At 46.1% G+C, this 24327-nt stretch carries 36 protein-coding genes and 1 tRNA gene; 3 read left to right on the top strand and 34 right to left on the bottom strand.

Annotation, left to right across the window (positions count from 1 at the left end):
* Positions 1–2: 2 nt before the first annotated feature.
* The 34 genes from CVV44_20375 to CVV44_20210 all read right to left on the bottom strand — a co-directional run bounded on the left by CVV44_20375 (position 3) and on the right by CVV44_20210 (position 22673).
* Positions 3–2147, bottom strand: a complete 2145-nt coding sequence (locus CVV44_20375) for a hypothetical protein (protein PKL35875.1) — start codon at positions 2145–2147, stop codon at positions 3–5.
* Positions 2122–2448: a hypothetical protein gene (locus CVV44_20370; protein PKL35874.1), complete on the bottom strand. Its 327-nt coding sequence runs from the start codon at positions 2446–2448 to the stop codon at positions 2122–2124. Before CVV44_20370 ends, CVV44_20375 begins: the two co-directional genes overlap by 26 nt.
* 80 nt (positions 2449–2528) lie before the next feature.
* A complete protein-coding gene (locus CVV44_20365) occupies positions 2529–2957 on the bottom strand; it encodes a hypothetical protein (protein ID PKL35873.1) in 429 nt (142 codons plus the stop codon).
* A gap of 49 nt (positions 2958–3006) precedes the next feature.
* Positions 3007–3858: a hypothetical protein gene (locus CVV44_20360; protein ID PKL35872.1), complete on the bottom strand. Its 852-nt coding sequence runs from the start codon at positions 3856–3858 to the stop codon at positions 3007–3009.
* A gap of 15 nt (positions 3859–3873) precedes the next feature.
* Complete coding sequence (locus CVV44_20355; GenBank protein PKL35871.1) at positions 3874–4341, bottom strand: hypothetical protein; 468 nt, start codon at positions 4339–4341, stop codon at positions 3874–3876.
* Positions 4334–4819, bottom strand: coding sequence for a hypothetical protein (locus tag CVV44_20350; protein PKL35870.1), 486 nt, complete (start codon positions 4817–4819; stop codon positions 4334–4336). The genes CVV44_20355 and CVV44_20350 overlap by 8 nt, the downstream gene beginning before the upstream one ends.
* The gene (locus CVV44_20345; GenBank protein PKL35869.1) at positions 4809–5264 is read right to left on the bottom strand and encodes a hypothetical protein; all 456 of its coding nucleotides are present in this window, start codon (positions 5262–5264) and stop codon (positions 4809–4811) included. The genes CVV44_20350 and CVV44_20345 overlap by 11 nt, the downstream gene beginning before the upstream one ends.
* The gene (locus tag CVV44_20340) at positions 5264–6325 is read right to left on the bottom strand and encodes a hypothetical protein (protein PKL35868.1); all 1062 of its coding nucleotides are present in this window, start codon (positions 6323–6325) and stop codon (positions 5264–5266) included. Before CVV44_20340 ends, CVV44_20345 begins: the two co-directional genes overlap by 1 nt.
* Positions 6326–6330: 5 nt before the next feature.
* On the bottom strand, positions 6331–6684 hold the full coding sequence (locus CVV44_20335) for a hypothetical protein (protein ID PKL35867.1): 354 nt from the start codon (positions 6682–6684) through the stop codon (positions 6331–6333).
* Positions 6681–6902, bottom strand: a complete 222-nt coding sequence (locus tag CVV44_20330) for a hypothetical protein (protein ID PKL35866.1) — start codon at positions 6900–6902, stop codon at positions 6681–6683. The genes CVV44_20335 and CVV44_20330 overlap by 4 nt, the downstream gene beginning before the upstream one ends.
* Before the next feature lie 21 nt (positions 6903–6923).
* Positions 6924–8018 (bottom strand): hypothetical protein, encoded by a 1095-nt coding sequence (locus CVV44_20325; protein PKL35865.1) that lies wholly within the window; start codon positions 8016–8018, stop codon positions 6924–6926.
* A gap of 29 nt (positions 8019–8047) precedes the next feature.
* Complete coding sequence (locus CVV44_20320; protein PKL35864.1) at positions 8048–8788, bottom strand: hypothetical protein; 741 nt, start codon at positions 8786–8788, stop codon at positions 8048–8050.
* Between the two features lie 107 nt (positions 8789–8895).
* The gene (locus CVV44_20315; GenBank protein PKL35863.1) at positions 8896–10347 is read right to left on the bottom strand and encodes a hypothetical protein; all 1452 of its coding nucleotides are present in this window, start codon (positions 10345–10347) and stop codon (positions 8896–8898) included.
* Positions 10347–11825, bottom strand: coding sequence for a terminase (locus tag CVV44_20310; protein PKL35961.1), 1479 nt, complete (start codon positions 11823–11825; stop codon positions 10347–10349). The genes CVV44_20315 and CVV44_20310 overlap by 1 nt, the downstream gene beginning before the upstream one ends.
* A 16-nt stretch (positions 11826–11841) precedes the next feature.
* Entirely contained in the window at positions 11842–12447 is a 606-nt protein-coding gene (locus CVV44_20305; protein ID PKL35862.1) for a hypothetical protein, read from the bottom strand.
* Between the two features lie 317 nt (positions 12448–12764).
* The gene (locus CVV44_20300) at positions 12765–13511 is read right to left on the bottom strand and encodes a hypothetical protein (GenBank protein ID PKL35861.1); all 747 of its coding nucleotides are present in this window, start codon (positions 13509–13511) and stop codon (positions 12765–12767) included.
* Positions 13512–13623: 112 nt separating this feature from the next.
* Positions 13624–13944, bottom strand: a complete 321-nt coding sequence (locus CVV44_20295) for a hypothetical protein (protein ID PKL35860.1) — start codon at positions 13942–13944, stop codon at positions 13624–13626.
* 2 nt (positions 13945–13946) lie between these two features.
* On the bottom strand, positions 13947–14153 hold the full coding sequence (locus tag CVV44_20290; GenBank protein ID PKL35859.1) for a hypothetical protein: 207 nt from the start codon (positions 14151–14153) through the stop codon (positions 13947–13949).
* Positions 14150–14374, bottom strand: coding sequence for a hypothetical protein (locus CVV44_20285; GenBank protein ID PKL35858.1), 225 nt, complete (start codon positions 14372–14374; stop codon positions 14150–14152). The genes CVV44_20290 and CVV44_20285 overlap by 4 nt, the downstream gene beginning before the upstream one ends.
* Before the next feature lie 91 nt (positions 14375–14465).
* A complete protein-coding gene (locus CVV44_20280; GenBank protein ID PKL35857.1) occupies positions 14466–15251 on the bottom strand; it encodes an adenine methyltransferase in 786 nt (261 codons plus the stop codon).
* Positions 15252–15551: 300 nt separating this feature from the next.
* Positions 15552–17099: a hypothetical protein gene (locus CVV44_20275; protein ID PKL35856.1), complete on the bottom strand. Its 1548-nt coding sequence runs from the start codon at positions 17097–17099 to the stop codon at positions 15552–15554.
* The gene (locus CVV44_20270; protein ID PKL35855.1) at positions 17099–17398 is read right to left on the bottom strand and encodes a hypothetical protein; all 300 of its coding nucleotides are present in this window, start codon (positions 17396–17398) and stop codon (positions 17099–17101) included. The genes CVV44_20275 and CVV44_20270 overlap by 1 nt, the downstream gene beginning before the upstream one ends.
* Positions 17399–17419: 21 nt before the next feature.
* Positions 17420–17599 carry a hypothetical protein gene (locus tag CVV44_20265; GenBank protein ID PKL35854.1) on the bottom strand — a complete coding sequence of 60 codons (180 nt, stop codon included), beginning with the start codon at positions 17597–17599 and terminating at the stop codon, positions 17420–17422.
* Between the two features lie 101 nt (positions 17600–17700).
* Positions 17701–18723: a hypothetical protein gene (locus CVV44_20260; GenBank protein PKL35853.1), complete on the bottom strand. Its 1023-nt coding sequence runs from the start codon at positions 18721–18723 to the stop codon at positions 17701–17703.
* Positions 18724–18752: 29 nt separating this feature from the next.
* Entirely contained in the window at positions 18753–19670 is a 918-nt protein-coding gene (locus CVV44_20255; GenBank protein PKL35852.1) for a hypothetical protein, read from the bottom strand.
* Between the two features lie 14 nt (positions 19671–19684).
* Positions 19685–19759 (bottom strand) — tRNA-Met (locus CVV44_20250).
* Positions 19760–20066: 307 nt separating this feature from the next.
* Complete coding sequence (locus CVV44_20245) at positions 20067–20783, bottom strand: hypothetical protein (protein ID PKL35851.1); 717 nt, start codon at positions 20781–20783, stop codon at positions 20067–20069.
* Entirely contained in the window at positions 20780–21157 is a 378-nt protein-coding gene (locus CVV44_20240; GenBank protein PKL35850.1) for a hypothetical protein, read from the bottom strand. The genes CVV44_20245 and CVV44_20240 overlap by 4 nt, the downstream gene beginning before the upstream one ends.
* A complete protein-coding gene (locus CVV44_20235) occupies positions 21154–21336 on the bottom strand; it encodes a hypothetical protein (protein ID PKL35849.1) in 183 nt (60 codons plus the stop codon). The genes CVV44_20240 and CVV44_20235 overlap by 4 nt, the downstream gene beginning before the upstream one ends.
* A 17-nt stretch (positions 21337–21353) precedes the next feature.
* Positions 21354–21653, bottom strand: a complete 300-nt coding sequence (locus CVV44_20230; GenBank protein PKL35848.1) for a hypothetical protein — start codon at positions 21651–21653, stop codon at positions 21354–21356.
* A gap of 23 nt (positions 21654–21676) precedes the next feature.
* Complete coding sequence (locus tag CVV44_20225) at positions 21677–21907, bottom strand: hypothetical protein (GenBank protein ID PKL35847.1); 231 nt, start codon at positions 21905–21907, stop codon at positions 21677–21679.
* Positions 21897–22142, bottom strand: a complete 246-nt coding sequence (locus CVV44_20220; GenBank protein PKL35846.1) for a hypothetical protein — start codon at positions 22140–22142, stop codon at positions 21897–21899. Before CVV44_20220 ends, CVV44_20225 begins: the two co-directional genes overlap by 11 nt.
* A gap of 169 nt (positions 22143–22311) precedes the next feature.
* On the bottom strand, positions 22312–22497 hold the full coding sequence (locus CVV44_20215) for a hypothetical protein (GenBank protein PKL35845.1): 186 nt from the start codon (positions 22495–22497) through the stop codon (positions 22312–22314).
* Positions 22494–22673 carry a hypothetical protein gene (locus tag CVV44_20210; protein PKL35844.1) on the bottom strand — a complete coding sequence of 60 codons (180 nt, stop codon included), beginning with the start codon at positions 22671–22673 and terminating at the stop codon, positions 22494–22496. Before CVV44_20210 ends, CVV44_20215 begins: the two co-directional genes overlap by 4 nt.
* A gap of 157 nt (positions 22674–22830) precedes the next feature.
* On the opposite strand from CVV44_20210, the gene CVV44_20205 reads away from it, so the two are divergent.
* From CVV44_20205 to CVV44_20195, 3 genes are all read left to right on the top strand, one after another.
* Positions 22831–23211 carry a hypothetical protein gene (locus CVV44_20205; protein PKL35843.1) on the top strand — a complete coding sequence of 127 codons (381 nt, stop codon included), beginning with the start codon at positions 22831–22833 and terminating at the stop codon, positions 23209–23211.
* Between the two features lie 100 nt (positions 23212–23311).
* Positions 23312–23929, top strand: a complete 618-nt coding sequence (locus CVV44_20200; GenBank protein ID PKL35842.1) for a hypothetical protein — start codon at positions 23312–23314, stop codon at positions 23927–23929.
* A 34-nt stretch (positions 23930–23963) separates the two neighbouring features.
* Complete coding sequence (locus CVV44_20195; protein PKL35841.1) at positions 23964–24239, top strand: hypothetical protein; 276 nt, start codon at positions 23964–23966, stop codon at positions 24237–24239.
* Positions 24240–24327: the final 88 nt, after the last annotated feature.

Raw genomic sequence — 24327 nt, 5'->3', positions numbered from 1 at the left:
ACCTAATAAGCTGTTTTCAGTGTATATTTTGTCGCGCCCATGTTACGAGCTCGCTCATCCTGCAGCGTATCGACCAATTCAAGCAGGTTCTGGGAATCGATCAAATTACCCGATATATAAATATTTATCCCTCCTAGCATCATAGCTTCCCGGAATTTGTTCATGTACTCATCATTCTCAAATGGAATCACCGCCTCGCTCTTTCCTTTTTCCGCTACAGTGACCATTGTTCCGGCATAACTCCCCTTAATAAATGCTCCTGTCTCCAGGACCGGTGTTTCAATTTTAACCTTCTGCGCAGGAGGTTGTGGCGGTTTCTGTTTGGCAATATCCGCGATATTCAACGCTCCGGCAGCACCGACAATGCCAGCACCTACGAGACCGAGGGGCCACCCCCACTGTGCCCAGGTTTTCATTATGCCGGAGGCGGTATCCTGTGTCGCCTTTGCTATTGCCAGCCCCTGCCCAAATCGGAAAAGCCCTATATTTTCCTGAGCCATGAACGTTGACGCGGTGCTGGTCACCGTGGCAAGCCCCTGGGCGTACCGGCTGTCAAGGCCGAGTTTGGCCCGGAGGACCTGTTCATAATAGTTTACGGCCTGTGTCTCTCGTTCATTCTTTTTCAGCTGCATAAATTCATGCTGAGAAAGTTCATAAAAATTGAATTCATCCAATAACGCCTTTTTCTGAGCATATTCCTCGGCCAGCTTTTCAGCCTCGGATTGTCCAGTATCCCCACCACTAGAAACACGTATATCCACATCCCTGGTTATTATTCCCGATTGTCCGTTGAGTAGAGCCAGTTCCTTCTCCCAAGTAGCAATAAGTTCTTTACGCTTTTTATTCTCCTCTTCTATCGCGGCGATCTTCATCAATGACTGGGCATGTCCCTTCTCTGCAATTTCCCGGCGTTTAAGGGCTGCAGCCGATGCCTGGTCCTCGCTTAACGCAACATCCTTGAGCATATCCGAATATGAATTTAAATCCTTCAGAGCATTATTCGGTCGCTCCTCATTCAGCTTCATCCGGTATTTTTCTGTCTCAATGCGAGCCTCGAGCAGTTTCTTCTTGAGTCCATCGTAGGCGTTTTTTAATACTTCAGCGTTTTTTGGTTCCGCCTTCATGCGCTGCTGAAGGCGCTGCATACTGCTATCCAGCTGATCAATTTCTTTTGCACGATTTTTCGCACTCAGAGCCCGGCCTATAGATTCAACACCTTCAATTGCCATGGCAATAGCCCCGGCCAGCTTACCGATGACCGTTCCCACCATGGAAAACATCTTAATAATGCCCGGCAGCACAATACTGGATTCAGATAATGCGTTGATGAGCTTTTTGAAGTTCGGCGCCATGTTGTCGCCGATGTCCTGCATGGCCAAGCCTATATTGTCCTTCAGCGTAGACCAGAGGCCTCCCAGGGACTGGGCCTGTTTTTCCATGATACCAGCAAATTGACCGGACCCGTTGGTCATATCCTCCAAGGCTTTCTTGACATCGGGAAAAGCAACCTTCCCTGTTTCCACCATTTTGTACAGTTCCTGTGTGGATACATTATACTGCTCTGCCAGGGCCTTCATGAGCGGGACCCCGGCTTCGGTGAACATGTTCAGTTCTTCCATGGAGGCTTTACCCTTGGCCTGCAATTTCCCATAGGCTAAGGTGAGACGACCGAGGATTTCCTCGTTCCCCTGAGCGGCGTTTCCAAGGTTCCGGAGAGTAGGGATCACATCCTTCTGGGCGGTACCGAAGGCGATGAGCTGTTTGGTATTTTCCACCAGGCCGGGAAGCTGCAGAGGCGTGGCCGCTGAAAATTTCTTAAGGTCTCCCAGGAGAGACTTTGCCTTTTCAGCCGACCCCAGCATGGTTCCTAGGGCGATGGTATGCTTCTCCATGGCAGCGGAGCTGGTAAGAGCCCCCTTGGCAAAATCATACAGACTTTTAATAAAACCAAGGGCAAGGAATCCCGCGACAGCGGCCTTGGCAATATTCACGCCGTCGGCAATACCGGCAAAGGCCGATTTACTTTTCTTCCCGGCCTTCTCGGTTTCTTTTGCAAAGTCCTTTATTTCTTCCTGGCTCTCTTTCGTCGCGACCTTTAGCTGGCCGTTCTCCAGGCGGACTTCAAGTTGTAGTACTTGATCTGCCATTCCTTTTCAGATTATCCTGTATGGTTTTTGTAATAATATCCATGACCGCCGAGTCCGGTTCTTCCGAGACCCTTTGCGTATTTTTCTTTTCTTCCGCCCGCTTCCTGTCCTGCCAATCACGCCACCTGGATGACGGACACTGCGTCGGATTCGTTACATCAATTTTATGAGCCGACAAAAACAGTATTTCGTCCTGTATCTTGTCATCGTTGTACCGCCTCATGTACCAGCGGCTTTCCCTGACCTCCATCCCCATGATCTCCCTCAGGGAAAACCCGGACCGCTTCAGGCTGTATATCATCAGCCGGTGAGCTTCATCAATGTTCTCGATGTAGTCCTTCCAGCGAGTGATCCGCTCGGCCGGAGGCTGCTCTTTCGCTTTTAGATTTCTTTTTTTTTATCCACATTCACCACGGGCACATTGAGATCGAGTATCTCCGAGGCCACAAAGTGGACGATGGCGAAATACTCATCTTTCCGAATATCCTGTGCCATTTCCCGCCATGACCGGTACGGCCGCCTGACCGGCCACAGGCCGCGCTTTACCAGAGACCGGTACACCGTCTTGTACCAGAACCAGTCCGGGATGCTGAATGAAGCACGATTGAATATTTCAGCATTCTTCTTGACCAGCTCAGTCATCTCTTCCTGGCTCATGCCCTTCAGGACCTTTTTGTCCGGATAGGTATCATTCACCAGCTTGTTGAACCGGTATGAATAAATGCGGTTATACTGGCGCTTGAACCGGTTCACTTGTCGGTGGCGAAGTATTATTTCTCTGTCAACCCCGCCGATTTTAATTGTCTGCATACTCCCTCCTGCTTCTCCGGGCGGGGATCCCCGCCCGGTCGTTTATCTACTATGATTTAACAGTCTCACGCATGGACGCGTAACTGTTCGTGATCGGATCATCCAGAGGCTCGAATGACAGGTCCCAGGTTCCATAATCGTTTTCCGGGGCATTGAAGGACATGCCGCCTGGTGACGCTTTCGGGAAATTGAACAGAACCGTAACACCGTTATCGCGCTGAATTGTCACGATTACCATGACGTCGTCTACAACGTCATCGCCTGACATGAGGAGTTCCCACGCCTCGGAATATGGAGGCCTGACATAGAATTTTGCTGTGTTTCCCGGAATGAGGGCAATCGTTCCCGATCCACCGGTTATGGTGAGACCAAGTTCCGTCAGATCAACCTCACCTGCCGAGGTGAGGTCTACGGGGTCCTCTGTCAGGAGGCCCTTCTCGTCCAGCAGCTCCTTGTCATCCAGGTTGCTATACGCATAGAGGTTGATTGAATCGGTGTCCACGGCCTCAATAATATACCACCCCTCTTTGAGTTTTGCTATATTGGTGGGGTCGACCACAATGGATGCGATTCCAGTAGTAGCGGCCAGAATAGATGTTCCCAGAATATTCGCCTTTTCCACAACTTCGCCTGCTGCGTTGGACGCATATTTCGTAAGCGCCCCGCCCGTCATGAGCTGATTGAGCTCGGCATAATACTCCTTCATCTGGATTTTCACATTCCTGGTGATCTTGGTCGTTTTCGTTGCATACGTTTTTTTACCCACCACCAGCTTAGCCTTTTCCTCGCTGCGCTCAAAAGAAAAATCCCCCATGCCCCGGATATGAGCCCGGGGTTTCCCGCTTGCGATCTCGGCAATCATCACATCCAATACGCCTGAATAACTGCGCACACTTTTCATTGCATTCACCTCATCTTAAATATTGACGTCTGAAAAGACGTTGAATTTTGTCGCGCCCCGCCCTATCCAGAACCGGCCGCTGTCGATTGATACTGCATCAGTGGCCGTGTCCGGATCATAAGGACTTTTATTAACCAAATCCCCGAATGACAGATCAGCATCCAGCGCCGTATCGATATCATTCTGTAAATCCCATATGCCCTTTATATCAGTTCCCCCTTCCATGGCGTTCTTAAAAGACACGTCCCGCACCGAGAAGGTAATTATCACATTACAAATAATCCTCTTATGCGTTCGCCTGGATAGACTCCCGGCAATTGTAGTTCTCCTGTTCGTGATCTTGACATTCACCCAGGGAAACTTTCCTTTTTTAACCAGGTCATTCTCGTTCTCAGAGGTGTCAAAGTGCTTCACATACGCAAGGCCTGGAGCTGCCGCCAGCTGCGTTTTAATAGCTTTTACCAGATCGATAACATCAGACATTGGACATCTGCTCCGTTAACCATTTTTGAGCGGCCTTCTTATATACCGACCGCAGAAATGCCATGGTGCTTTTAAAAATGGGCCGTACTGCATGGAAATCACGCGCATAATCACCTACGGTCCATCCATCTATCCCGTGCCCCGGTGACGACTCATTTTCGTTTATTCCCCAGGTCAGGTGTGTTTTTGTCACTGCGATCTGGGCATTGACCGTTGCTGCTCTCTTCAAGGCACCGGTTGCCACCCCGATAGTCTCGGGCCATCCCCGTTCCCGTTTCTCATCCAGCCATCCCGGGGAGAGTTCCGCCCAGTTGTTCGGGTTCGCGTCGCTGAACCCATAGGCCACCGCCTGACGCAGTTCAGGAACCAGCTGCTCATAAAGCCCCTGCGCGTCCTGGGACCGGTGCAACGGGGTCCCCACCCATTCCTGTGCAGCCTTCAGACTGGTTTTACTGTTTGGCGCTTGCTCAATAATCATCGGGATCCTCATAATGCCATGTTTCGGCTATACCAAACCGGCTGATCGATACGGTCCTGTTATACCCTGCACGCCCCAGTGAGCGAACAGCGTCATCAATGAAGTCCTTCTCCACATATGCCTTCTGATTCCCCGTTCTCTCTTCAGACACCCGGCGTTCTTTACTGCGCTCGGACTGCACCTGTTTACGGAGGAACTCGGCAACACTATAAAAAATCTCAGCTCGATATATATGATCCTCATACTCTGAGAGGTCCGTTTTATCCATGGCCGCAATCTCATCATACCGCACACTACCGATGACCGGGACCATACGCTCATACATGACATCCTCAACACACAGGGCCAGCTGTTCATCAAACTCAGCATCATCATCGAGGCCGTAATATTCAAAGCTCTCCAGGCGCTTCTTTATATCAGGGATGGTGTTATTTTCAGACAACATCAGGCACTCTCCTCGACTGTTTGTTTTAACAGGAATATAACCTTCTCCAGCTCATGGTGAAACTGGTCATCAACCGGTTTAATGCTGTGCCGGCAGTGGATGTACATAGACCCATCGGCCTGAGCCTGGGCAACGGTGCGGATACCCAGAAGAAGGGAGGTCTCATCATCAAGGGCCAGAAGGGATTTCCCATGAATCTTTTTATGCAGGATGTGTTTGCATATCTCCCGTTCTTCCGATTTGATCATCCGGTGATCCCGCTCATAGAACTCGACGACCCGGTGTCCCATGCTGTGGGCATACCCCTGGGCGGCCGCCCGGTCAATATTGAGGATCGTGGGCCTGGTCATCATGTCTGTGTATTCATCCAGGGTGTAGCTTTTCACCTTGTTATTGTCCGGACCGTACCACCGGGACTTCAGGACCTTCCCGTCCTCCATGGCCTTGTAGAAGGACGGATATTTCTTCCGCATCTGGTCTTTGAATGCCCGCTGCACATCATCGAGGTACTGATCAAGGTTCTCGATATTCCGGATCGATTCATGATAATAATGCAGGTCCCGCTGAAAATTCCGGATATCGTTCAGGATCCTCGCGGGAGTGTTCGCCATGGCCCCGCTGATGTGATGTTCAAACTGTGCCAGCGACGCATCGAGGATGCGTTTTTTCAGCGCGGCGTTTTCGATCTTGTATACATCAAAAAAGTAATTTCCGAGAATCTCCGTGGTGAAATACTTCTGATTCCCATACAGGAGAGCGGTCACTTCCCTGGTGGTAAATGATATCTTCTGACTGAGGAGGTTAATCTCCCCGGCCGTCTTCACTCCTTCGGTTGACCAAACCATAAAGTCCAGGATGGTTTTACCCCACAAATACATCATTTCCGAGGGAGTCCGAGAATTCCACAACCGGACCGCCTCCTCAATTTTCCCGGCATTCAGGAGTTTATACATCTCGCGGAAGAGATCATCATCATAGATGTCAGAATACTTGTATTTCTTCTGCTTTTTGATCTCTTCTTCGAGACGCTTGAAATTTTTATTGATGTATTCGATGGACATGGCCGTTAATTTCCGGATTGCACCTTCTTGATCAGGGCTTCGATAAGATCGTCCTTTTTCATCTTGTCAGGATTTTCAATGCCCATCTCCTTGGCCACCTTGTTCATTTTCTCTTTGTCCATCTCAGCGAGCTCTTTCTTCATCTCCTCAATGGCTGCCGCGTCGGGACCCGTAGTCGTGGGATTCTGCTTTCCGAAAAGATCAACATTTCCGCCACCCCCTCCTTCAGTAACCGGAACCACGTCCTGATTCTTCATCTCCTCGGGTAGATACACAAAACCATCTTTATCGGGCTTATATATCTGTCCTTTACAGATCACGTCTTTACCGCCTTTCACAGCGTGTTTTATCTTTTTCATTGTTTTTCCTCCAGAATACCTTTCAGTATTGTATTGATCTTTTCATTTTTACCGACTTCCTTTTTCATGGCTGCCTTAGCCCGCTCAAATCTTCCCTGATCGGCCTTCACTTCCTCGGCCTCCCGGAGACTCCTGGCATCACACTCAGCCTGCCATTCCTGTTCTCTTTTCTGTTCTGCTGTCACGGTGCACCTCTTTAAAATACCGCCGGGCGGCATTACCACCCGGCGTTCAAAACTTTATGCAGAAGGAGTAAACCGTCCCCACAGGGAAGAATTCGTGAACCTGGCAGTATATTCACCGAGCAGCCTCTTAACAGTCCCGTCAGTGGTTTCAGGCATGTTTTTTACCTGAAACTGCCTGCCAGCCAGAGACTTGACCTCGATGTCTGCCGACTTAAACACATCGATCTTGCCTGCGGTCATGCAGGGATCCATGAACACGTCACAGATGATGCCGTGTTTGGAGAAATACTTCTCGACGATGGGAGTCCCGCGCTCTTTTGAGCCCCACTGAATCTGAATCTTTGTTGAATCAAGTCCAGAAAACCGTGCCATGTCGGTAGGATTGATCCATATCTCAAACACATCGAGGCCGTTGTTTTGAAGCTCCAGAAGAAAAGCATCAAAATTGTCCGTGGAAAATGCCGCCGAAGACGGGACATATCCATTCTGAGCTATAAACCATTCAACACCGCCCATGATGCGGGGATCTGCTTTTGTTGAAGGGGCGACACGCGGATTTTTGCACAGTGCCATGGCGAGCTGGTAATATGCCCGCTCCAGCTTCTTTCTTACCTGACCGGGAAGGTCAGATGCCTCGGGTGCATGCTTCTTGGTCGCCATTTCACTGCCCGACATCTCGACAAAATCGTCGAATATCTGGGTCACATTATAGCGTTCCTCAGTCTGGGCCGAATCGCCGTCCTGCTTCGCTGAATTCTCTGTTCTGGCGTTTCCCAGGAAAGAAACCTTTACGCCACTGTCGTGATTGGCATCGCTTGCGATTGCTGTAACGGCCACATGCGTCGAATCCGTTATACCGGTCACCCGATATACAGAAGTCCCAACCTGCACAATCGAGCCGATCCGAAGCCCGGCGGAACTGGCAACCGTGAGCGATGCGCCACCGCTGGTAAAGGCAGCTCCCAGGGTGGTTGCAATAGGCAGACGCTTGTCGTCATACCACTCATGCTTCACGTTTTCGCATGAATTTCCGAGCGGCACTTTGTTGAGTAAAGGCGTGTGAGGCATGGCAATAAGGTTGAATGCCGCGGAAACGTCCCGTGCGTTATCGGGGACATCGTAGGTTGTTATTTCGCCTGTAATAATCATATAATTGCTCCTTAATTATCTTTAATTTTTTAAAAACCTTCTAGGGCAGTTTTGAGTGCCCCCTGGACTGTGTTCGCCGGTTCACTACTGGAACCAGTCTTTTTCTTCCGTGAATCATGCCCGGGAATCTGTTTGTTTCCAACAAAATTTGGGTTTGCCTCAATGAAGGTCTTCATGACATCGGCAACCGCAACGTCTTTGTCGCCATCCTTAAAAAATACCTTCACCTCGTCGCCGTCCTCCACATACTGGATCGCGCTGCCATGCTCATGCATAAAAAGAACCTCTACCTGTTTGGCGAACTCAGCCGCCTCAACGGGTATCGCTCCCAGGACTGCCGATTTTATATGCATGCCTTTGATACGGCCTTTCAAGGTCTCGTTTTCCTCAGAAAGAGTTTTTGCCTGTCCTGCATAGGTAGTATTCTCCTTTGTCAGTCGCTCATACTCTTTATCACGCTTCTGCTGATCCGAGAGACTGGCGTTCTCGATATCTGCCAGTTTCGTATTGACTTCATCGAGCTGCTTTTGAAGCTCGGATTTTTCTTCGCCAAACTTCTTTGTCAGATTATCTTCCAGCTGTTTCTTCTCGTTCTTGATGCGCGCCGAATAATCCTGATCCACCCATTTGGGCAGTTGAAAGGTCTTATTATCGGGCCCCTTATGGACAACAACGTCCTCACTACCACCACCCGATCCGCCCCCATCGTCAGGGTCTAGAAAACAGGCCACAATTCCCGCAAAAACAAACTGATTCATTATTCTGAGCATATCCTTCACCTCTTCTTTTCTGATCCGTGGATCTCTCATTTATTGCATGAGTGCATTGTGTCGGCCGGTTCTTTTTTGTCTGCCTGCCGGAAAGACAACGGCCTGTTTTACGACTCGCCACCGTCGTTTTTATCATCATCGAATTTCACTTTCGGAGTTTTCACCCCTTCATGAATTTCTTTAATCATTGCCTCGATTACTTTTTTATCCGCCTTCGGGAAGAGCTTCCTCACAATCTGTTCAACCGCGTATTTTGTAATCGTCTCATATGGCAATTCCATCGCCTGGTACAGCCGGTTGAGATCATCATTGAGCTCATCGGGATCGAAATCCTTGTTGTATGTGATCTTCTTATCAGCACTCTTTGATTCCACGCTCTTGTTCATCCACATACCGATATAGCGGACAATCTCATTCTCGATGATTTCCATCTCATCAGCGATAGACAGGAGTATCCCTTTCGTTTTCTGGAAATCGATAGACTTGGCGACACCGCTGTCGCCCCAGTATTTGGTCTCGGTCTCGGAGGTATCCTTCATGCCGAACTGCTTGAAGAATTCTTTTACCATTTCTTTCGCTTTATCGAGATACGGCTGGATATTATCAACTTCAGCCCTTATGAAATCAGGGGCATTGGAACACATCCCGTCAAACTCCAGGACTGCGACTGACCCGAGGCCCTCACTTTTCAGTCCTTTGGGCAGTTCTTTCACGAAATCAGTGAGCGGGTATCTGAGAACTTTAAACGCACCGTCGTAGAGGATCGAGTCGATCAGGGAATCTATGTTATATAGCTTTTTACTGATCTCGGAACAGTTCTCGATGAGGTTGGTCTCGACAATATCCTCATCGAAAAAATCTTTCCCCGCGATTATCGCCGGTATTTCCGCAATCGCCAGTGGCATCTCTTCCTGCGGCTCAACCTTTTTATCCTTGATGATAAAGTCACGCACACTGACCGCTCCATTTTTCACCATCCAGAGAGTGTACCTGGTAATCTTTTTCTCTTTCCCCAAGGGATCGGTTTTATCCACATAAGAATTATCCAGGAGGAGCCATGTGAACCGGCCATTATCGTCAAGACTAAAATCTCGAATCTCATCATACCGGTATACCAGGCAATACGGATTTTTCCCATACTTGTCTTTCTCATATTTGGTTTTGAAATCCTGCACATCGGAAGGAGAATCAACCAAGACAACGAACGGGTATAGCTTCAACTGCCGTGCCACGTTCCGGGTAAACCTCGCATAATCCTTCCCCTTGGCCACACTGAAGAGAGCGTTTTTTACATCACCATCAATATTTCTCTCCGGCTCTGTTGAGTACACGTATCCAATGAGAATATCAATGACCGGCTGGATGTCGTTTCGTGGAGTAGCGATCTCCTGGCGTTGTTTGTAAAACTTGCTGAACTCATTTTTCCCTTTATGGAGATAGTTGCCGTCACGGTATACGCGGCCCGACACGTAGCTGTCGTGATTCAGCTTGAATACACCACTCCACTTATCCAGCTTATCGTGCCGCCGTATCTGTATTATGTTATAGTTGTCTGCCATTACGTTGCTCTGTGTGCCTGCATTTCTCTGACGCCCTGGTTAACCATCTCGGCCAGACCGGTCAGTGCGTCAGGTGCATCAAAATATACGTTTTTCGATTCCTTTTTGAATCGCATGATATCCTTAAAAAACTCAGGCCATCGCTCATGCCAGTTATGAGGAAAATAGACATGCTGCATGATGTAGTTAGATTCAGTGAGTATTCGTGCCAGTTTGTTTTTTGTCTGATGGAACCAGGTAATATGAACACGCCGGGTGCCGTACTCCTCCCAGAGAATACGCTCCACCGCCCTGGCAAATCCACGACCGCCGTTATTTGACTCGATCTTACTGTGCCGTACATCATTCTGTACAAAGAATTCAGCAGTCTGCGGCTCTGTGACTTCCATACCCGCTTTCGTGTACAGTACGTCGAGTATCCATAGTTCCTTCCGGTATTCTCCGGCAACGATTGAGCAGAGATAATCGTCTCCCTCATCTGCCGTGTCCGTATAACTGATGATCCGCTCAAATTCCCCGGGAATATCACTGTATGTCTTCAGCTCACGATAAAGCCTGTCTTTGTCATCGATGGTGACCTGGTGATAGTTGGCCATGAATATGGCCCGGTCCGCGTTGCGCTTCAGGTATTCATATGATTCCCGGGAAAGAAGGTCCGGGCAGAGCATCATGTTCGAGACACTGTCGTACGCTTCACGCTTGAACACATACCAGCTGTGGCCATCAGGCCCGGCGAGAATCCTCCCGCAGGGGTCAAGGTCCGACCAGCGGGTGTGATTCATGATCTCAATCGCGCCCTCTTCCCTCCTGGAGAGGAATGTTCCCGTGTACCACTTCCATATTTTATTCAGGGCCGTCTCTGAATAGGCGATCTCATCGCCTTTGACCGGGTCATCGACGATGAGTATCTTCCCGCCCTTTCCAGTGACGGCGCCGCCTATTCCTGCGCCTTTGTAATTAAAGAACTGTCCATCCAGCGCCCATTTACCGAAACCGGCATCGCCATGTTTTACTTTCGTTCCCGGGAATATATCTGAAAAAACGATATCATTCGCATCAACATCGGATTTCTCTTCCATGATTGTGTCCCTGGTGTACTTCGAGAAATCCTTGGCCTCCTCATCGTTATAGGAGCAGGTAATCACCCGGGATTCGTTGTCATGCCCGAACACCCAGCTGGTAAAAAGAACCAGAGTCCGTGATTTTCCGTGCCGGGGCGGCACATTGATCATGAGGCGGGTGCATTTAATGTGATCCTGCAGGGCCTTTTGATCAACGATCTGCCAGGGATCCTCGGGGGAAAACTTCACAATGCGGCCTTCATACAGAGCCTGCAGGGTCTGACAATACTCACGTAGAAATACCCGGTCTTCCCGGTAGAATTCCGGCGAGTTGATTTTGCAGAACTCCCAGAAGTCCCTCCGGGCCAGCTCTATTCTCAAATCATTTATGTTGAACGCAAATGCCAGAGCATTCATAATGAGTATTATGAAGCTAATCAGGAACAGTATCCGCTTCATCCTTCCCCCTTTTCGCTTTATCATGCAGATCAACGAGTGTCTTCAATTCATCAGTGGTGAGTTTCGACAAATCCAGATTATTCTGCATTGCTATTGGCCCGCCGTCCGGCCCGCTGTGCTCATGTTTCGCTATCTTCAGGCCATGAAAATCATTGAGTTCTTTCAGTAGGGCATACCTGTATTTCATATTCCCATTAGCAATGCATTCAGCTAGTGCGTTTTCCATTCGCTCCTGCTGCACTGCCCGGTGCCGGTTCACATCCTTGGTTTTCGCTTCCTCGAACTCTTTATTGATCTCGGTGATGTACTTCCTCACCGCCTTCTCGCTCACATGGAAATGAACCGTGCAATACTCAATAATCATGCGGCTCTGTATCCCGGCCAGCATGAGGGACCTGATAATGTTCTTCCTGAGTTCCTTCACCGACTTGGAACAACGGTCAGACGGCTGATAATCAATGAGGATATCCAATTCAGGAAACAGGGTTATCTCCTGGTTCTGCCCAACGGACTGCCGGAAATGGTTGGTGCTCCCCTTCCCCAGTATCTCTTCGATGATTTTCAGATCATTTTCTTTCATTGCTTTTTCCAGGCACAAAAAAAGCCCGCAATCTCCAAAAGCCTCACGTGGCACGTGAGACAAAGGGAAATTACGGGCTTTTTAATAGTCTACTTAGTAGGATTAAAAAGAATCCGTTATGTGTTAATTAAGAAATATTCTCCTCAGTGATTTTTTTTATTCCCCGGATGCCGCCCTGGTTAAACCTGATGACAATAGCCCCGGAAAATTTATCCTGTATCAAATGCTTAATTATTTCGATTACTTTATTCATAAATATTATATTTCTTAATTTGTCAATTAATTTCCAAATCTAAAATAAATTTTTTACTATATCTCTACTGAAATTTTAAAGATAAAGAAATGTAACCGCCTATTATCCCAGCCGGTTGTATTCCAGTTTCATCCCCATTCTTGCCTGGCATAATACCACCATAGCCGCCAATAATACCGATTCCAATTGAAAACGTTCGTCTATCTTCTTGCCTAGCTCCGTTAAACCATACATAGTCATAACGGAGTCCTAATATACCTGTGACTCCTACAGTCATTGAAACCGGATTTTGATCTGCATCAGTTAATCCAAGAGCTGTCACACCCATGCCAAATGTTAAATATAATAAATTTGCTCTATCCGGGTCGATAGTAGTTATATATTTTTGTTTCCCAGTTTTAGCATCAACACCTTCATCCTTTATAGAACAATAGGGGTTCATAATCCTCCGATTAAAAGCAAATCCAAATGAGCCACCACCACCATATACAAATTTTGAACTGCCATTTTTCGGAATAACCTCTCCAAAAACCATGAGGCCATCCGTATTTATACCGATATCAATTTTTTCTCCATATACTAAGTCAATTCTTCTTGTTTCCGCGTTTTTATCCATTCGTTTTTTGTCGTTTTCAAAAATTGGAACAAGTACTATTTCAGTAGCCCAATCTGGATCATAATATGTCCCAGTATTTGGATCTAGTGTTAAATTCTTTACTGCTTTTTCTTGGGCAATAAGCAGTGGAGAGAAATAAATTAGTGCTGAAAAGAATGCAATAAAAGAATACATTTTTTTAAATTGTAATTTCATAATAGCCTCCCAATTTTATTTTGATTATTCCGGTAGAGCATATTCCCTGCAAATATCAACTCTTTTTTGACGTTATAATCCTATTATTGCCCTTCTATACCGCTAAAACAAATTACTCCCACAGCCTCCTGAACTCCACGGGTCTCCCGGCCTTCTCCGCTCTTTCAATCCCGATCCTCATCCCCTGACTGATCCCTATATCCGTATATACTACAGTTTTATCAGCCTTCTCACCCCAGCGGAGGCCCGCCTCAATGCCCAGGGCCCTCTCTGCTGGAACAGCGTCATCAAGGATCCCCGGCTGGGTGAAAAACAGATGTGAGGCATAGGGAGACTCGCCGCGATGAAGGCTGTCCAGGACGCACAGCCTGGCATATTCCGTATTTTTATCGATGTCCCCCGCATACGGGCTTTCAATGATTACCAGATTCATGACTAATCCTCAAATATTATTTTTGCCAACTCAATAATTTTCTCATAACTGTATTTCCGAGTTCCCTTGATAAACTGAGAAAGAGAAGGCTGCTTTTCACCTGTCAGGATTTTTGCTTCTCCTGTACCAATCTCGATTATTCTATCGATAAGGTCTTGCTCTAGTTGAGCAAGACCCTCTTCAAGTTTTCGTATATCTTTTATTTTCATTTTGTAATTGCCTTATACATTCTTCTTTTACTTTCAAAAAGAGACTCAAAGCCTGATTCCGGGTCATCATCAATGATCAATATTTCTTTTACTCGTCTTCGAATTTCATTGTAATAATTATCTCCCGTCTCTTTTGCCAGCATCCTTAATTCGAATTCTGCTTGTTTTAGTTTCCCTATTACTTCATCCATTCTTGTGAGTTCCTTTTTTAGTTCCGTCATTTGCTTGCCTCCGCTGTTTGATGTACCCACAATTTAGCATATTTGCTAAATTAAGTCAAGCAAATATTTAGCATTTTTGCTAAATATTTCATCAAAATAATGTCTGCTGCTTTGCCTTAATCTCATAATTACTGATGATCAACTCCTTTCCCTCGCTGCACTTATCACCAACCGTATATAGCAGCTCCACCGGCTTGATATTAAAACCACTGAAAGCATCCCTGATCTTCGGATGATCATTGATGCTGAGAATGAACTTCCCGGCTATTCCCTGCAGGACCTCATTCATCCTGACATAGTCCCCGAATTCAAAGTTATGTTTATAACAGGGATCTGAATAATACGGCGGATCAAGGTAAAAGAACGTCGCCGGTTTATCATATTTCTCCACCACCTTTTCCCATGAAAGATTCTCGATCATCACCTGGGAGAATCTGAGATGCACTTCAGACAGCTCCTCTTCCATCCTCAGAAGGTTAATCCGGGGCCTGCTTTCCGGAGTAGTCCCGAAGGACCGCCCCTTCACCTTCCCGGCATAGGATAACCGCTGTACATAATAATACCGTGCCGCCTTCTGGATATCCGTGAGGCCCCTGGTCTCCAGCTGGTCCTTCCAGTCCTTCCACTGTTCCCGGGACACCAGGAGGTACTTAAACTGCTTTAAAAATTCCTCCAGGTGATTCTGTATCACCCGGTAAAAGGCAATCAGGTCACAATCCAGATCGTTGATCACCTCATACATGGAAGGGTCCTTCCTGAAAAACACCCACAACCCCCCGGCAAAAACCTCACAGTATGTTTTATGATCCGGGATCATTTCAATGATCGATTCCGACAGTTTACTTTTACCACCAATATACGCGAGCGGACTATCCATGTTTTAAAAACTCCTTTTTAAATTCGATGTAATGAACGATATATATTCTGAGAGTAGCAGTTTACTGTATCCCGCGCTCGCAGCGGGATGTCGGAAGTGTTGGTGCACTTCCGGCTTCTCTCATTATTCAGCTTTCTTTCCCTCAATCTTCATATTGTATTCCATCATGGCCATGTTGACTATCTTTCCATATTTCAATCCCGTCTTGTAATGGATATGATAAAGCCATCTTTGAAATAATTCCTTTTCTTCATCCGTATCGAAAAAAACTGTATGTGAATTCATTTGATCCTCTTAAAATCAACCAACTGCATCATAATTTAATGATAACGATATTCTTTCCCTGAATGTTTCTAAAACATTCTTCATCGGTTCAATGACAGCAGCTGCCAGATTTACCGGTACTGCATTGCCTATCATCTTGACCTGGTATTTTTTGGATATATTCAGACCAGCATGATCAAAGTATCCCTCCGGAAACCCGGTAATCTTTGCCAGTTCATCAGGCGTGAGAAATCTCATTTTTATATCAAAATCAAAGCCGGATATCAGTGCATACTTATTCGCTGTCATGATTGTATTGAGTGGTTTATCCAAGCTCTGATTCTGTGTCTCAGGTCGTCCGGAACTGTTAAAATATGCAGAGATGAATTGGAATTTCTCACAGGTTGTTATAGACCCAGCAGGCTTTTCTATACTTTTATCATTCGCTTCAGGCGTTCCGTTGCTATTATAGGTCTCCGAAATAAACTGGCACGTTATCAGCTGCTTTGTCTGCCTAGTCATTTGCGTCTTCATGGGATATTCCACTAGCTGAGAATTCCCACCCCAGACATGATCTGTAATGAATTGCTTTTTCTCGATAGACACTAAGGCATGACGATTAGCTGTTGTGATTGAATGACAAGGTTTATCTATGCTTGCCGTAGCATTATCTCGCCCATAGTATTCTGTTATAAAATGCTTCTTCTCAATATTTACGAGAGCAAATCTATCCTTTGTCGTCACCGAGTGGCAGGGCTCATCAACGCTCTGGTTTTGTGATTCAGGATTGCATGATGAATTATAGTATTTCATCAGGAAACACATATCCGGATAAAACCTTTTTATCCCTCCGGCGATGCGCCGCAGGGTATTATCTGACAAAGGCTTTTTGCGGCCAAATATAGATCGGCCATGATCATTCAGATCAATACACTCTTTCACCGGCCGCCATTTCTGTAGACCGAACAGATTATTCCCTCCCGGGTGATGAGTAGCCTCTTTCCAGTTGATAGACACATCCCTGGTAAATACTATAAACAAACGTTCCCGCCTGGTATGACACCCGAAGTCGGCAGCGTTCAATATTCTCCAGTCTACATTTTCATATCCCAACTCTTTAACAGCCTTTATCCACCGGGAAAAATCCTCCCCTTTTTGCCTGCTCACCGGTTTCCCTTTTTCTGTCAGTGGTCCCCATGCAAGAAACTCCCTTACATTTTCAATAATAATGACTGAAGGGCGGCAGTGCTTGATATAGCGTGGTAACTCCCAAGCCAACGTGCGGCTGTCGGCATCTCTAGGTTGGCCGCCTTTTGCATTGGAATAATTCGTACATTCCAGGCTTGCCCATAGTATATCAACTTGATCCAGCTCCTTTTCATCCTGTTGCCTGATATCGGCCTGAAAATGTTTTGTTTCAGGATGATTCCTGGCATGTGTCTTGATCGCTATCTCATCATGATTGAGCGCCCACAGTACGCGGATCCCTGGGACCGATAGTGCCCCGGTAGTAACTCCACCACCTCCAGCAAATAAATCTCCGAATGTAACAAAATTACCACTGTCATTATATCTATGATTCATCACACCATCCCCAGCATACTTGATGCATCATCATAATCAGTGCTCTTCTGAAAGCACCCGCCATTATCACTGAATACATCTTTCAATTTTAGCAGCCCGTTTTTCACAACCGATATCGTGCATAATTTTCTGAATGAGTTCGGCTCCGTCTCCACTAGAGGATGTGCATAACTGGCCATCGGGCATGTATGACAGAATTCATTCGGCATGTCCTCTGACCATTTCAGGTTCATGAGCGGCAGAAAACTCACTGATTCCCAGTCATTGATAGGCCAATAAAATTGATTTATCTGGTACATTTAAAATTCCCCTTAATTCCCTTAAAACTCAACGGTGATAAAGCCCACATATTTCCACAGGTTGAGGATTCGTTCTTTGTCTTCAACCTCTCGCAGCATAGCACGCGCCTGGGCTATGTCCACCTGCTGGATAAGATCAGCATGCTCCCTGCCGCATTCAGTCCCGCATGCCGGGCACATAACAATAGTCACACCACTCATGACTTCACCTCCCCAAATCCGATATACATCACAACGATGAGAGCCAGAATGGCAAATGTTACGATCAATAATTCTTTCTCTGTCATCATCACCACCCTCCTTCATCCTGTTTTCCGTAAAAAAGATTTATCCAAAAACTGATAATCTATCTGGCATTGACGTGCAAGGTCCTCTTCAACCCCTGTGAATATGCGTCGTATATATGCGTCATCAATTCCTGTAAGCGAATAGAGTACTTTCATGTTCTGATGGTCAAATTCATAATGGCGGAGATATTCGTCCATATCGGTGAGTCGCTTTTTAACCAGGTTTTCTACCTGTAATTCAACCGGAATATCAGCATCGACATACCGGTTAAGGTTAATATTATTCAGAATTCCCGCGAGATAATAATCATGTCCGGCATGTCCCTTATCGACTGACTCTTTGAGTGCATATATCAATTGATCCACGCTCGGTTTGTATTTCGTCGCGAACTCGACCAATTTTCTGTATGATGCCGCACGATATTCAGCATTATCCGGGATTCCTTCGCAATACTTCCCCCACCAGTGCTGATATAATTTGTCGTTCTGGGCGAGCGTTACTATACAATACGGATCAATAGTAATAGGATCATGTATAGTAGTAGGATCTGTTCGGAAATTTTTCCGAGCCTCGTTCGGATTTTCCTCCGAGCTATGTTCGGAATTATTTCCGACACCTTCGGAAAAAAATCCGACCCCTTTATCCTTCCCCTTATTTCCAGATTCATCAGATATTGATTTTTCAGACTGCAAGTTCACTTGAGAGGTATAAGAGAGGAGAGAAAAATACATATCAGGATCAAGGCAATAGTGTGGTCGTTGTGTACCGGGCTCAAGAACTGCATGCAGGATACCAACATCAACATATTTCTTAAACCGGCGATATACCCCATCACGAGATTTTATTGTAAGCATGGGATACTCTTTAACGATATTATAATAGGAAACCCAATAATAGACTTTCCCCTGATGTATGATAGAATCCATTTTTCCGGAAGTGGTGAAATCCACGAAATATGTAATTATGGCCAGGTCGTCAAACTTGAGACCGAGTTCATTGGCCCTGATAAGATTCCATCTTTCAAAACTAAAACGCATTATGTCTCCTTAAGGCATCCTGCAATTTGTTATAAATAACTCATCAGTGATTTAAGTTTTACCTTATCACTTTCTTCCCTTTCGATTACTTCATTGAATACATCCTCGTCTATATTACTACGGATCGCATCATCAAGCAGTCTACTCAAGACATCAGGCCTGAGAGCATCAACCTCCCAGCTTTTCGATCCATGATTCCTGATAAATTCTTTTGCCCGTGGATCTGTCACTTTCGCCGGGTTTGGAGGCGGTTTATATTTTTTTATCTGCTCTCGGGTTAAAGCAATGGGCTCTATGGAAAAATTAAACTCAACCAAAGCCTCCTCGATGCTGTAATACCCATACTCTCCCATGGCGAATTCGGCAATTCTGTCCCGGATGTCACGGATCATATCTATACCGCTGGGATCATAATCACCCAGATATAAGACTTTGACAGACTGCCCGTGTTCAATAGCAGATGAAAACCGTTGATAGGCGTCAAACATGGACGATGCACTGGCATATCCCCGGTTCACCGATATAGGGACATGATATCTTTCCGTAATACGTTTTAACACTCCGCTGAGAGCATCTTTCTCAACAAATACCTCCAGATATATATCCTGCCCTTTTTGTCGCGGTAATTCATATTGCTGAATAGCTGCCTGTAAAATATTTTCCGGGCTATCAAATGACGCAGGAGATGATGGCTTACGTAACCTGTCTTCTATTGCACTCCAATCGACTATGCCGGCCATGCGGCCTTCTTTTAATACCGTTGAAAGCTTGGCATATTCACTCTGTTTGTTGGGTATGATATCCCGGCTGACCAGCTGATAATACAACTGACGCAGGGTGAGCGTGTAACCGTCACTCTGATATTCTTCAATAATCTGATTGATAATATCAAGGCGGTTAAAATTTGCCTTGCTCAATCGTATTTCTCTGAATTTTATCTTTGCCATAATTCCTTCGTATGTAGCGCAGGAGGGATTCGAACCCCCGACCTCCTGGTTATGAGCCAGACGAGCTTACCAGACTGCTCCACCGCGCTGTGTCTCCCCGGTACAACGCCCCGGAGAACCGGCGTATATCAAGACAAGGAGGTATTTTATGAGACCGGCCGACCCCGCCGTCGGCATATTACTCGTTATCCATGATTCACGGCCGTGACGGGCCGACCATCCTGGGAATATCGGAACCTTAATCCAGAACATCCCGTGCAACAAAAACTTAAATTTTATTTTAACGTCCCCGGCGTCCGCGTCTTGTGTCGCGTTTTACGCGCTTTCGGCAGCTCCCCGCGGTCCGCTGCCGACCTCCCTCCGCCACCCTTCCGGGCCATGGAGACAACTTGGGTTCTATGCTATAATCGAGGCCTTATCACCGAGTTTCTCTTTCAGGTAATTCCTGATGGCATGGATGGCGTCAAGCTTCCATTTGTCCCCATCACACTCGAACAATGCAAAAGCAATTCCCATGTCAGTTTTTTTCATACGGAAAACAAATGGCGATACGATCTGGTCAATTTCAGGGAATGTCCGATATGGCGCGAGTTGAACCGGATTCATGAGAGGTTTATCAACCATCCTTCCAATACTTTCTTTTACCGTTACCTGCTGTGTAATACCATCATCGCTCTGATTAAGCCGCGACTCGCCAGCGACTTTCCCGGCATCTTTCATCACATCGGCTCTATCGCCGGCATCGGCAAACATGGCCTGTAATTGAATTATAAACGATTCCTGATCATGATACTGCCCGAATTTAAATCCCTTCATCCCGTAAGTGGCCGTCAGATAGTGCTTCCTCCTGCCGAACTGGGGTTCATATTCTCCGTATAGCCTGACCACGTCCTCGGACAAAACATGGAGCATATATTGCTTCGCGTTGTCGTGATTATTTTGCAAATAATCCACAAGGCCCGTGAGTGTGCCTATAAGCAGAGGCTCAGGAGCCGGTTCATAGTCGGGTTTTACCAGTTCAAGTACTCTACTTGAATATGTTTCACCGTTAATCTCAATTGTCTTGAGTGCCGCGAGTTCCTCTATTTTTTCAACAAATGATCTATCTATCATTCTCCGCCTCCTGTTTTCATTTTTACGATATTATCTCCTGCGGCTCCCCCCTCTCCATCAAAAGAGAAATTGCCCTGATTGAGATTTTGCTCGTACGCCACATACTCACCATCTTTGGTCCCGGCGAAAATGATTGTCTCGCTGGGAGTTGGTTGGGACAGCTTCGTTTTCACCTGGGTAAAAACAGCCACTTTCCGGGAATCACTGCTTGATGGCTTCAGTTTGATAATCGCCTGGACCTCCCGCACCTTCTCCTGCTCCACATTTGGATCGTAAATATTCGCCAGGCATTCCTGTATGGCGTCATTGATCCGCTCGGCAAAAAGACCGCCGTCCAACGTTTCAGTCCGGACAATAATGTAGTCTTCGCTCATATCCGGCCTCCCGCGATGCATTTCAGCGGTGTTTTACCCAGCTGACTGAGCGCCTTTTTAAACAGTGCCGGTGCCGTAAGATCATAAAAATATGTTCGCCGGAACCATGGCCCGGTGACGCTCGTGGGCTTTATGCCCCGGAGCTTTTTCTCGGTCTGGATGTGATAAAAATATCGCATAACTTCCCTCCCTGTTTTTATAACCAACGGCCGAAAATTTCCCCGGCCACATGTATGGCAGCCTCGGTCAGCCGTTTCTGTTCGATAAAATCCAGCGGCCTCATGTGAAGTGCATCAGCAGTACCGCGCACATCGAAGCGCAGATGATCCTGCAGGGCCGAATAATAGATGTTCCATACATGCCGATAGGGATATCCCTGCTTCTCGGCATACCGCTTCACAATACCATTGAGTTCCGCCCGGAAATCGAGGCCGGGCACGCGAACCGGTGCATTATATTGAGCCTGATCCTGATTCATCATTATTCCCACCTCCATTTCGTACCGGAATATCAATCCCGCTAATATAAACCGCTTAAAAATTCATCAACCTGATCATGAGCATCACCTACCAGGGACCGAAGCAGATATTCTTTCGCCATACGGCGTTCGTCGCTGCCACTATTCGGCTCCGATGAAACCAGATCGTGAACGTACCATGACAACACCACGCCCCGTGTAGTTTTCAATATATCTGCGATGCGCCCTATCCGCTCATAAGCTTCATCACTCAGTTCCACATCAATTATCAATCTGGACCTCCGTTATCTTTATCCTTGTAGCCAGGAACACATCCATCATTCCAGCCATGACCTGCAGACAATTCATACATATATGCTCAGTCTCCAGGAGGCCGATACATTTCACCGTTTCACCGTCCTTGACCGCATCCTCATAAACAGGAATGGACGCCGGGAACGGCTCGATGCGCGAATCATCGACAAATTCCGATTTGCATACATCGCAGATATAAACGGTACGGATCACTTCTCGCTCCTCAACGGAGGAAGCACCAGACCTTCTGGCGGCAGCTTCCCCTCTTTTATCAGGCGTTTTTCAACCCGATCACACCAGTCGGCCAGCCAGAGGATTTTCCCCCTGTGAGCTTCAAGTACGCTGGGATCGGTGGGGATACGTGGATCTCTTTCTTCCGGCATCAGTTTCCCCTGTAGAGCCTTTTTATCAAAAATTCAAGCTCATGGCGCTTTTCATGATTAACGCCGGAAAGTCTGGTTTCCAAAGCATCTCGGGTCCTGACCATGGCCCTGTCAACCCGCCGCCGGACACTTGTCCCGATGCAAATCAGCCATACCGCCATTTGATTTTCCACCATGGGGATCATGCGGCGCCACTCTCACTGTTATCCACGTATTGACGCATCAGCCGGGCGGCAACATCCTGCATTTTCTCCTGCTCCTGTGCACATTTGGCTTTAAAAGCTGCTGAAACATCTGGATTGATCCAGAAAGTAATCGCCTTTCTGACTGGCTCTTGGATGGATATTTTATTACCGTTCATGATATTTTAACCAACTACTTTAATATACGCTTTTATTGTTATTTATGTCACCTTGATACTTTGTATTTTGTTTTTTGTCAATAAAAAAATAAAAAACTAAATATTTTTAGTTTTACAAACGACATTATACATGATATTTAAGTATTAACAAAAGGAATTGGCAGTGAATTACGGAGAATTACTTAAAAATTTGAGAAAGGATTCTAATTTCAGCCAGAAGGATTTGGCCGAAAAACTAAACGTCCGCCAAGGGACTGTTTCAGCATGGGAAAAATCGGCATACCCTCCACTCGATGCCATAGAAAAAGTATGTAATTATTTTAACAAACCAATGTGGGAATTTTTTCTTGATGATCCAGTAAAGTTGAAAAACTATATTCCTCCATACATCACTCCCGACGACGCCGAAATCCTGAAAATACTGAACACCCGGATCGAACCTGCAATCCGGGTGTCTATAAAGCGGTCATTTGTGGAGATTATGAAGACAGCATTACTTTCGGCGGGGATCCCGCTGGAGGGCGCGCTGGGGAAGTGATTATCTCAAGACAATAATAGAAAAACCCGGCTGATATTCTTATTGACTTAATGCTCTTTTTTTGCAATGTAGTTTATAATTGCAACTTAAGAGGCCAACCATGAAACGACTCGCAACATCATTATTGATTCTTTCAACCTGTTTTTTATTTGCTGATAACAAAATTGGCTATGGTGGTTTTTACCTTGGAATGACTTTCGAAGATGCCAAAAAACTCGCTTCTGATTATACCATAAATCGTAATTGGCTACAATCAGTGCATTTTGATTATACTCATAAAACTCAAGACAACGAAAGTATCATAATTGGAATATCACTCCAGAATTTTCCAACAAAATTTGGTGAAAAAAATATTTACATAACCCTCACAAAAGCATGCACAATTACTGAAGATGTTAAATTAATTGGTCTCGACAACCCCCTTCTCGGTAGTGTTGTCAGCCGGATTGTGTACAAAGAAAGATGCCAAAATGCAAAAGCCGTTTATAATGAATATAATAAATTGAAAACAAGATTTGGGAAAGGCAATTATATTGAGCAGCTAAAAAAATACCAGGGAAGTGTAATATTTACTGATGAATGGAGTACTAATCCTGCTGCAATTACCACAGAGTGTTTTATCGATGAAATAACAAAAAGGTATACTATTGAGATCACCTACCTGGACACTGAATTGATGAAACAGACTGAAGCATCGATTGCTGAAAAGGTTCTTTGAGTAAAACTAAAACCATAAAGAAGGATTACTATTTATGCAAATTTGCTCTTCACAATGTGTCAATTCATTGGGTCTTGTATTTGATATAATTGGTGCCTGGTTTGTAGCCTGGGAGGTGGTAAGACAATTTCACGGGAAAAAGCATGAACCAGTTTGTATTATTACGTGTTCAGACATGTCAGCCGGTCCACCACCAGTCGAAACAGAAGACTTTAAAAAATGGGAAAAGCAAAAATATTTCAGAATGAAACTTGGATTGGCAGCACTTACAATAGGTTTTATTCTTCAGATATTATCGAATTTTATATAATTTATTCCGGTGGCTATTGAGCTTTTACGGCAAGTGAAGGTTCCCCTCCTGTCAGCGGGGATCCCGCTGGGGAAGTGATCTCCAATTC

Source organism: Spirochaetae bacterium HGW-Spirochaetae-1, from assembly GCA_002839375.1.
In the GTDB taxonomy this organism is placed as follows: Bacteria; Spirochaetota; UBA4802; order UBA4802; family UBA5550; genus PGXY01.
The sequence above is the reverse complement of the archived record's forward strand: the minus strand, read 5'-3'. Positions and strand labels throughout refer to the sequence as shown.

Bases quoted from the DNA above. Each gene is read 5' to 3' on its own strand.
- CVV44_20285 (PKL35858.1), bottom strand. From the start codon at position 14,374: ATGACGGAACTAAAAAAGGAACTCACAAGAATGGATGAAGTAATAGGG.
- CVV44_20350 (PKL35870.1), bottom strand. From the start codon at position 4,819: ATGATTATTGAGCAAGCGCCAAACAGTAAAACCAGTCTGAAGGCTGCA.
- CVV44_20235 (PKL35849.1), bottom strand. From the start codon at position 21,336: ATGCGATATTTTTATCACATCCAGACCGAGAAAAAGCTCCGGGGCATA.
- CVV44_20245 (PKL35851.1), bottom strand. From the start codon at position 20,783: ATGATAGATAGATCATTTGTTGAAAAAATAGAGGAACTCGCGGCACTC.
- CVV44_20260 (PKL35853.1), bottom strand. From the start codon at position 18,723: ATGCGTTTTAGTTTTGAAAGATGGAATCTTATCAGGGCCAATGAACTC.
- CVV44_20215 (PKL35845.1), bottom strand. From the start codon at position 22,497: ATGATCCCCATGGTGGAAAATCAAATGGCGGTATGGCTGATTTGCATC.
- CVV44_20355 (PKL35871.1), bottom strand. From the start codon at position 4,341: ATGTCTGATGTTATCGATCTGGTAAAAGCTATTAAAACGCAGCTGGCG.
- CVV44_20280 (PKL35857.1), bottom strand. From the start codon at position 15,251: ATGGATAGTCCGCTCGCGTATATTGGTGGTAAAAGTAAACTGTCGGAA.
- CVV44_20315 (PKL35863.1), bottom strand. From the start codon at position 10,347: ATGGCAGACAACTATAACATAATACAGATACGGCGGCACGATAAGCTG.
- CVV44_20320 (PKL35864.1), bottom strand. From the start codon at position 8,788: ATGCTCAGAATAATGAATCAGTTTGTTTTTGCGGGAATTGTGGCCTGT.
- CVV44_20340 (PKL35868.1), bottom strand. From the start codon at position 6,325: ATGTCCATCGAATACATCAATAAAAATTTCAAGCGTCTCGAAGAAGAG.
- CVV44_20210 (PKL35844.1), bottom strand. From the start codon at position 22,673: ATGAACGGTAATAAAATATCCATCCAAGAGCCAGTCAGAAAGGCGATT.
- CVV44_20325 (PKL35865.1), bottom strand. From the start codon at position 8,018: ATGATTATTACAGGCGAAATAACAACCTACGATGTCCCCGATAACGCA.
- CVV44_20310 (PKL35961.1), bottom strand. From the start codon at position 11,825: ATGAATGCTCTGGCATTTGCGTTCAACATAAATGATTTGAGAATAGAG.
- CVV44_20295 (PKL35860.1), bottom strand. From the start codon at position 13,944: ATGAATCTGGTAATCATTGAAAGCCCGTATGCGGGGGACATCGATAAA.
- CVV44_20345 (PKL35869.1), bottom strand. From the start codon at position 5,264: ATGTTGTCTGAAAATAACACCATCCCTGATATAAAGAAGCGCCTGGAG.
- CVV44_20240 (PKL35850.1), bottom strand. From the start codon at position 21,157: ATGAGCGAAGACTACATTATTGTCCGGACTGAAACGTTGGACGGCGGT.
- CVV44_20230 (PKL35848.1), bottom strand. From the start codon at position 21,653: ATGGAGGTGGGAATAATGATGAATCAGGATCAGGCTCAATATAATGCA.
- CVV44_20335 (PKL35867.1), bottom strand. From the start codon at position 6,684: ATGAAAAAGATAAAACACGCTGTGAAAGGCGGTAAAGACGTGATCTGT.
- CVV44_20300 (PKL35861.1), bottom strand. From the start codon at position 13,511: ATGAAATTACAATTTAAAAAAATGTATTCTTTTATTGCATTCTTTTCA.
- CVV44_20375 (PKL35875.1), bottom strand. From the start codon at position 2,147: ATGGCAGATCAAGTACTACAACTTGAAGTCCGCCTGGAGAACGGCCAG.
- CVV44_20330 (PKL35866.1), bottom strand. From the start codon at position 6,902: ATGCCGCCCGGCGGTATTTTAAAGAGGTGCACCGTGACAGCAGAACAG.
- CVV44_20195 (PKL35841.1), top strand. From the start codon at position 23,964: ATGCAAATTTGCTCTTCACAATGTGTCAATTCATTGGGTCTTGTATTT.
- CVV44_20365 (PKL35873.1), bottom strand. From the start codon at position 2,957: ATGCAGACAATTAAAATCGGCGGGGTTGACAGAGAAATAATACTTCGC.
- CVV44_20265 (PKL35854.1), bottom strand. From the start codon at position 17,599: ATGAGTGGTGTGACTATTGTTATGTGCCCGGCATGCGGGACTGAATGC.
- CVV44_20305 (PKL35862.1), bottom strand. From the start codon at position 12,447: ATGAAAGAAAATGATCTGAAAATCATCGAAGAGATACTGGGGAAGGGG.
- CVV44_20360 (PKL35872.1), bottom strand. From the start codon at position 3,858: ATGAAAAGTGTGCGCAGTTATTCAGGCGTATTGGATGTGATGATTGCC.
- CVV44_20200 (PKL35842.1), top strand. From the start codon at position 23,312: ATGAAACGACTCGCAACATCATTATTGATTCTTTCAACCTGTTTTTTA.
- CVV44_20290 (PKL35859.1), bottom strand. From the start codon at position 14,153: ATGAAAATAAAAGATATACGAAAACTTGAAGAGGGTCTTGCTCAACTA.
- CVV44_20270 (PKL35855.1), bottom strand. From the start codon at position 17,398: ATGTACCAGATAAATCAATTTTATTGGCCTATCAATGACTGGGAATCA.
- CVV44_20255 (PKL35852.1), bottom strand. From the start codon at position 19,670: ATGGCAAAGATAAAATTCAGAGAAATACGATTGAGCAAGGCAAATTTT.
- CVV44_20275 (PKL35856.1), bottom strand. From the start codon at position 17,099: ATGAATCATAGATATAATGACAGTGGTAATTTTGTTACATTCGGAGAT.
- CVV44_20370 (PKL35874.1), bottom strand. From the start codon at position 2,448: ATGATATACAGCCTGAAGCGGTCCGGGTTTTCCCTGAGGGAGATCATG.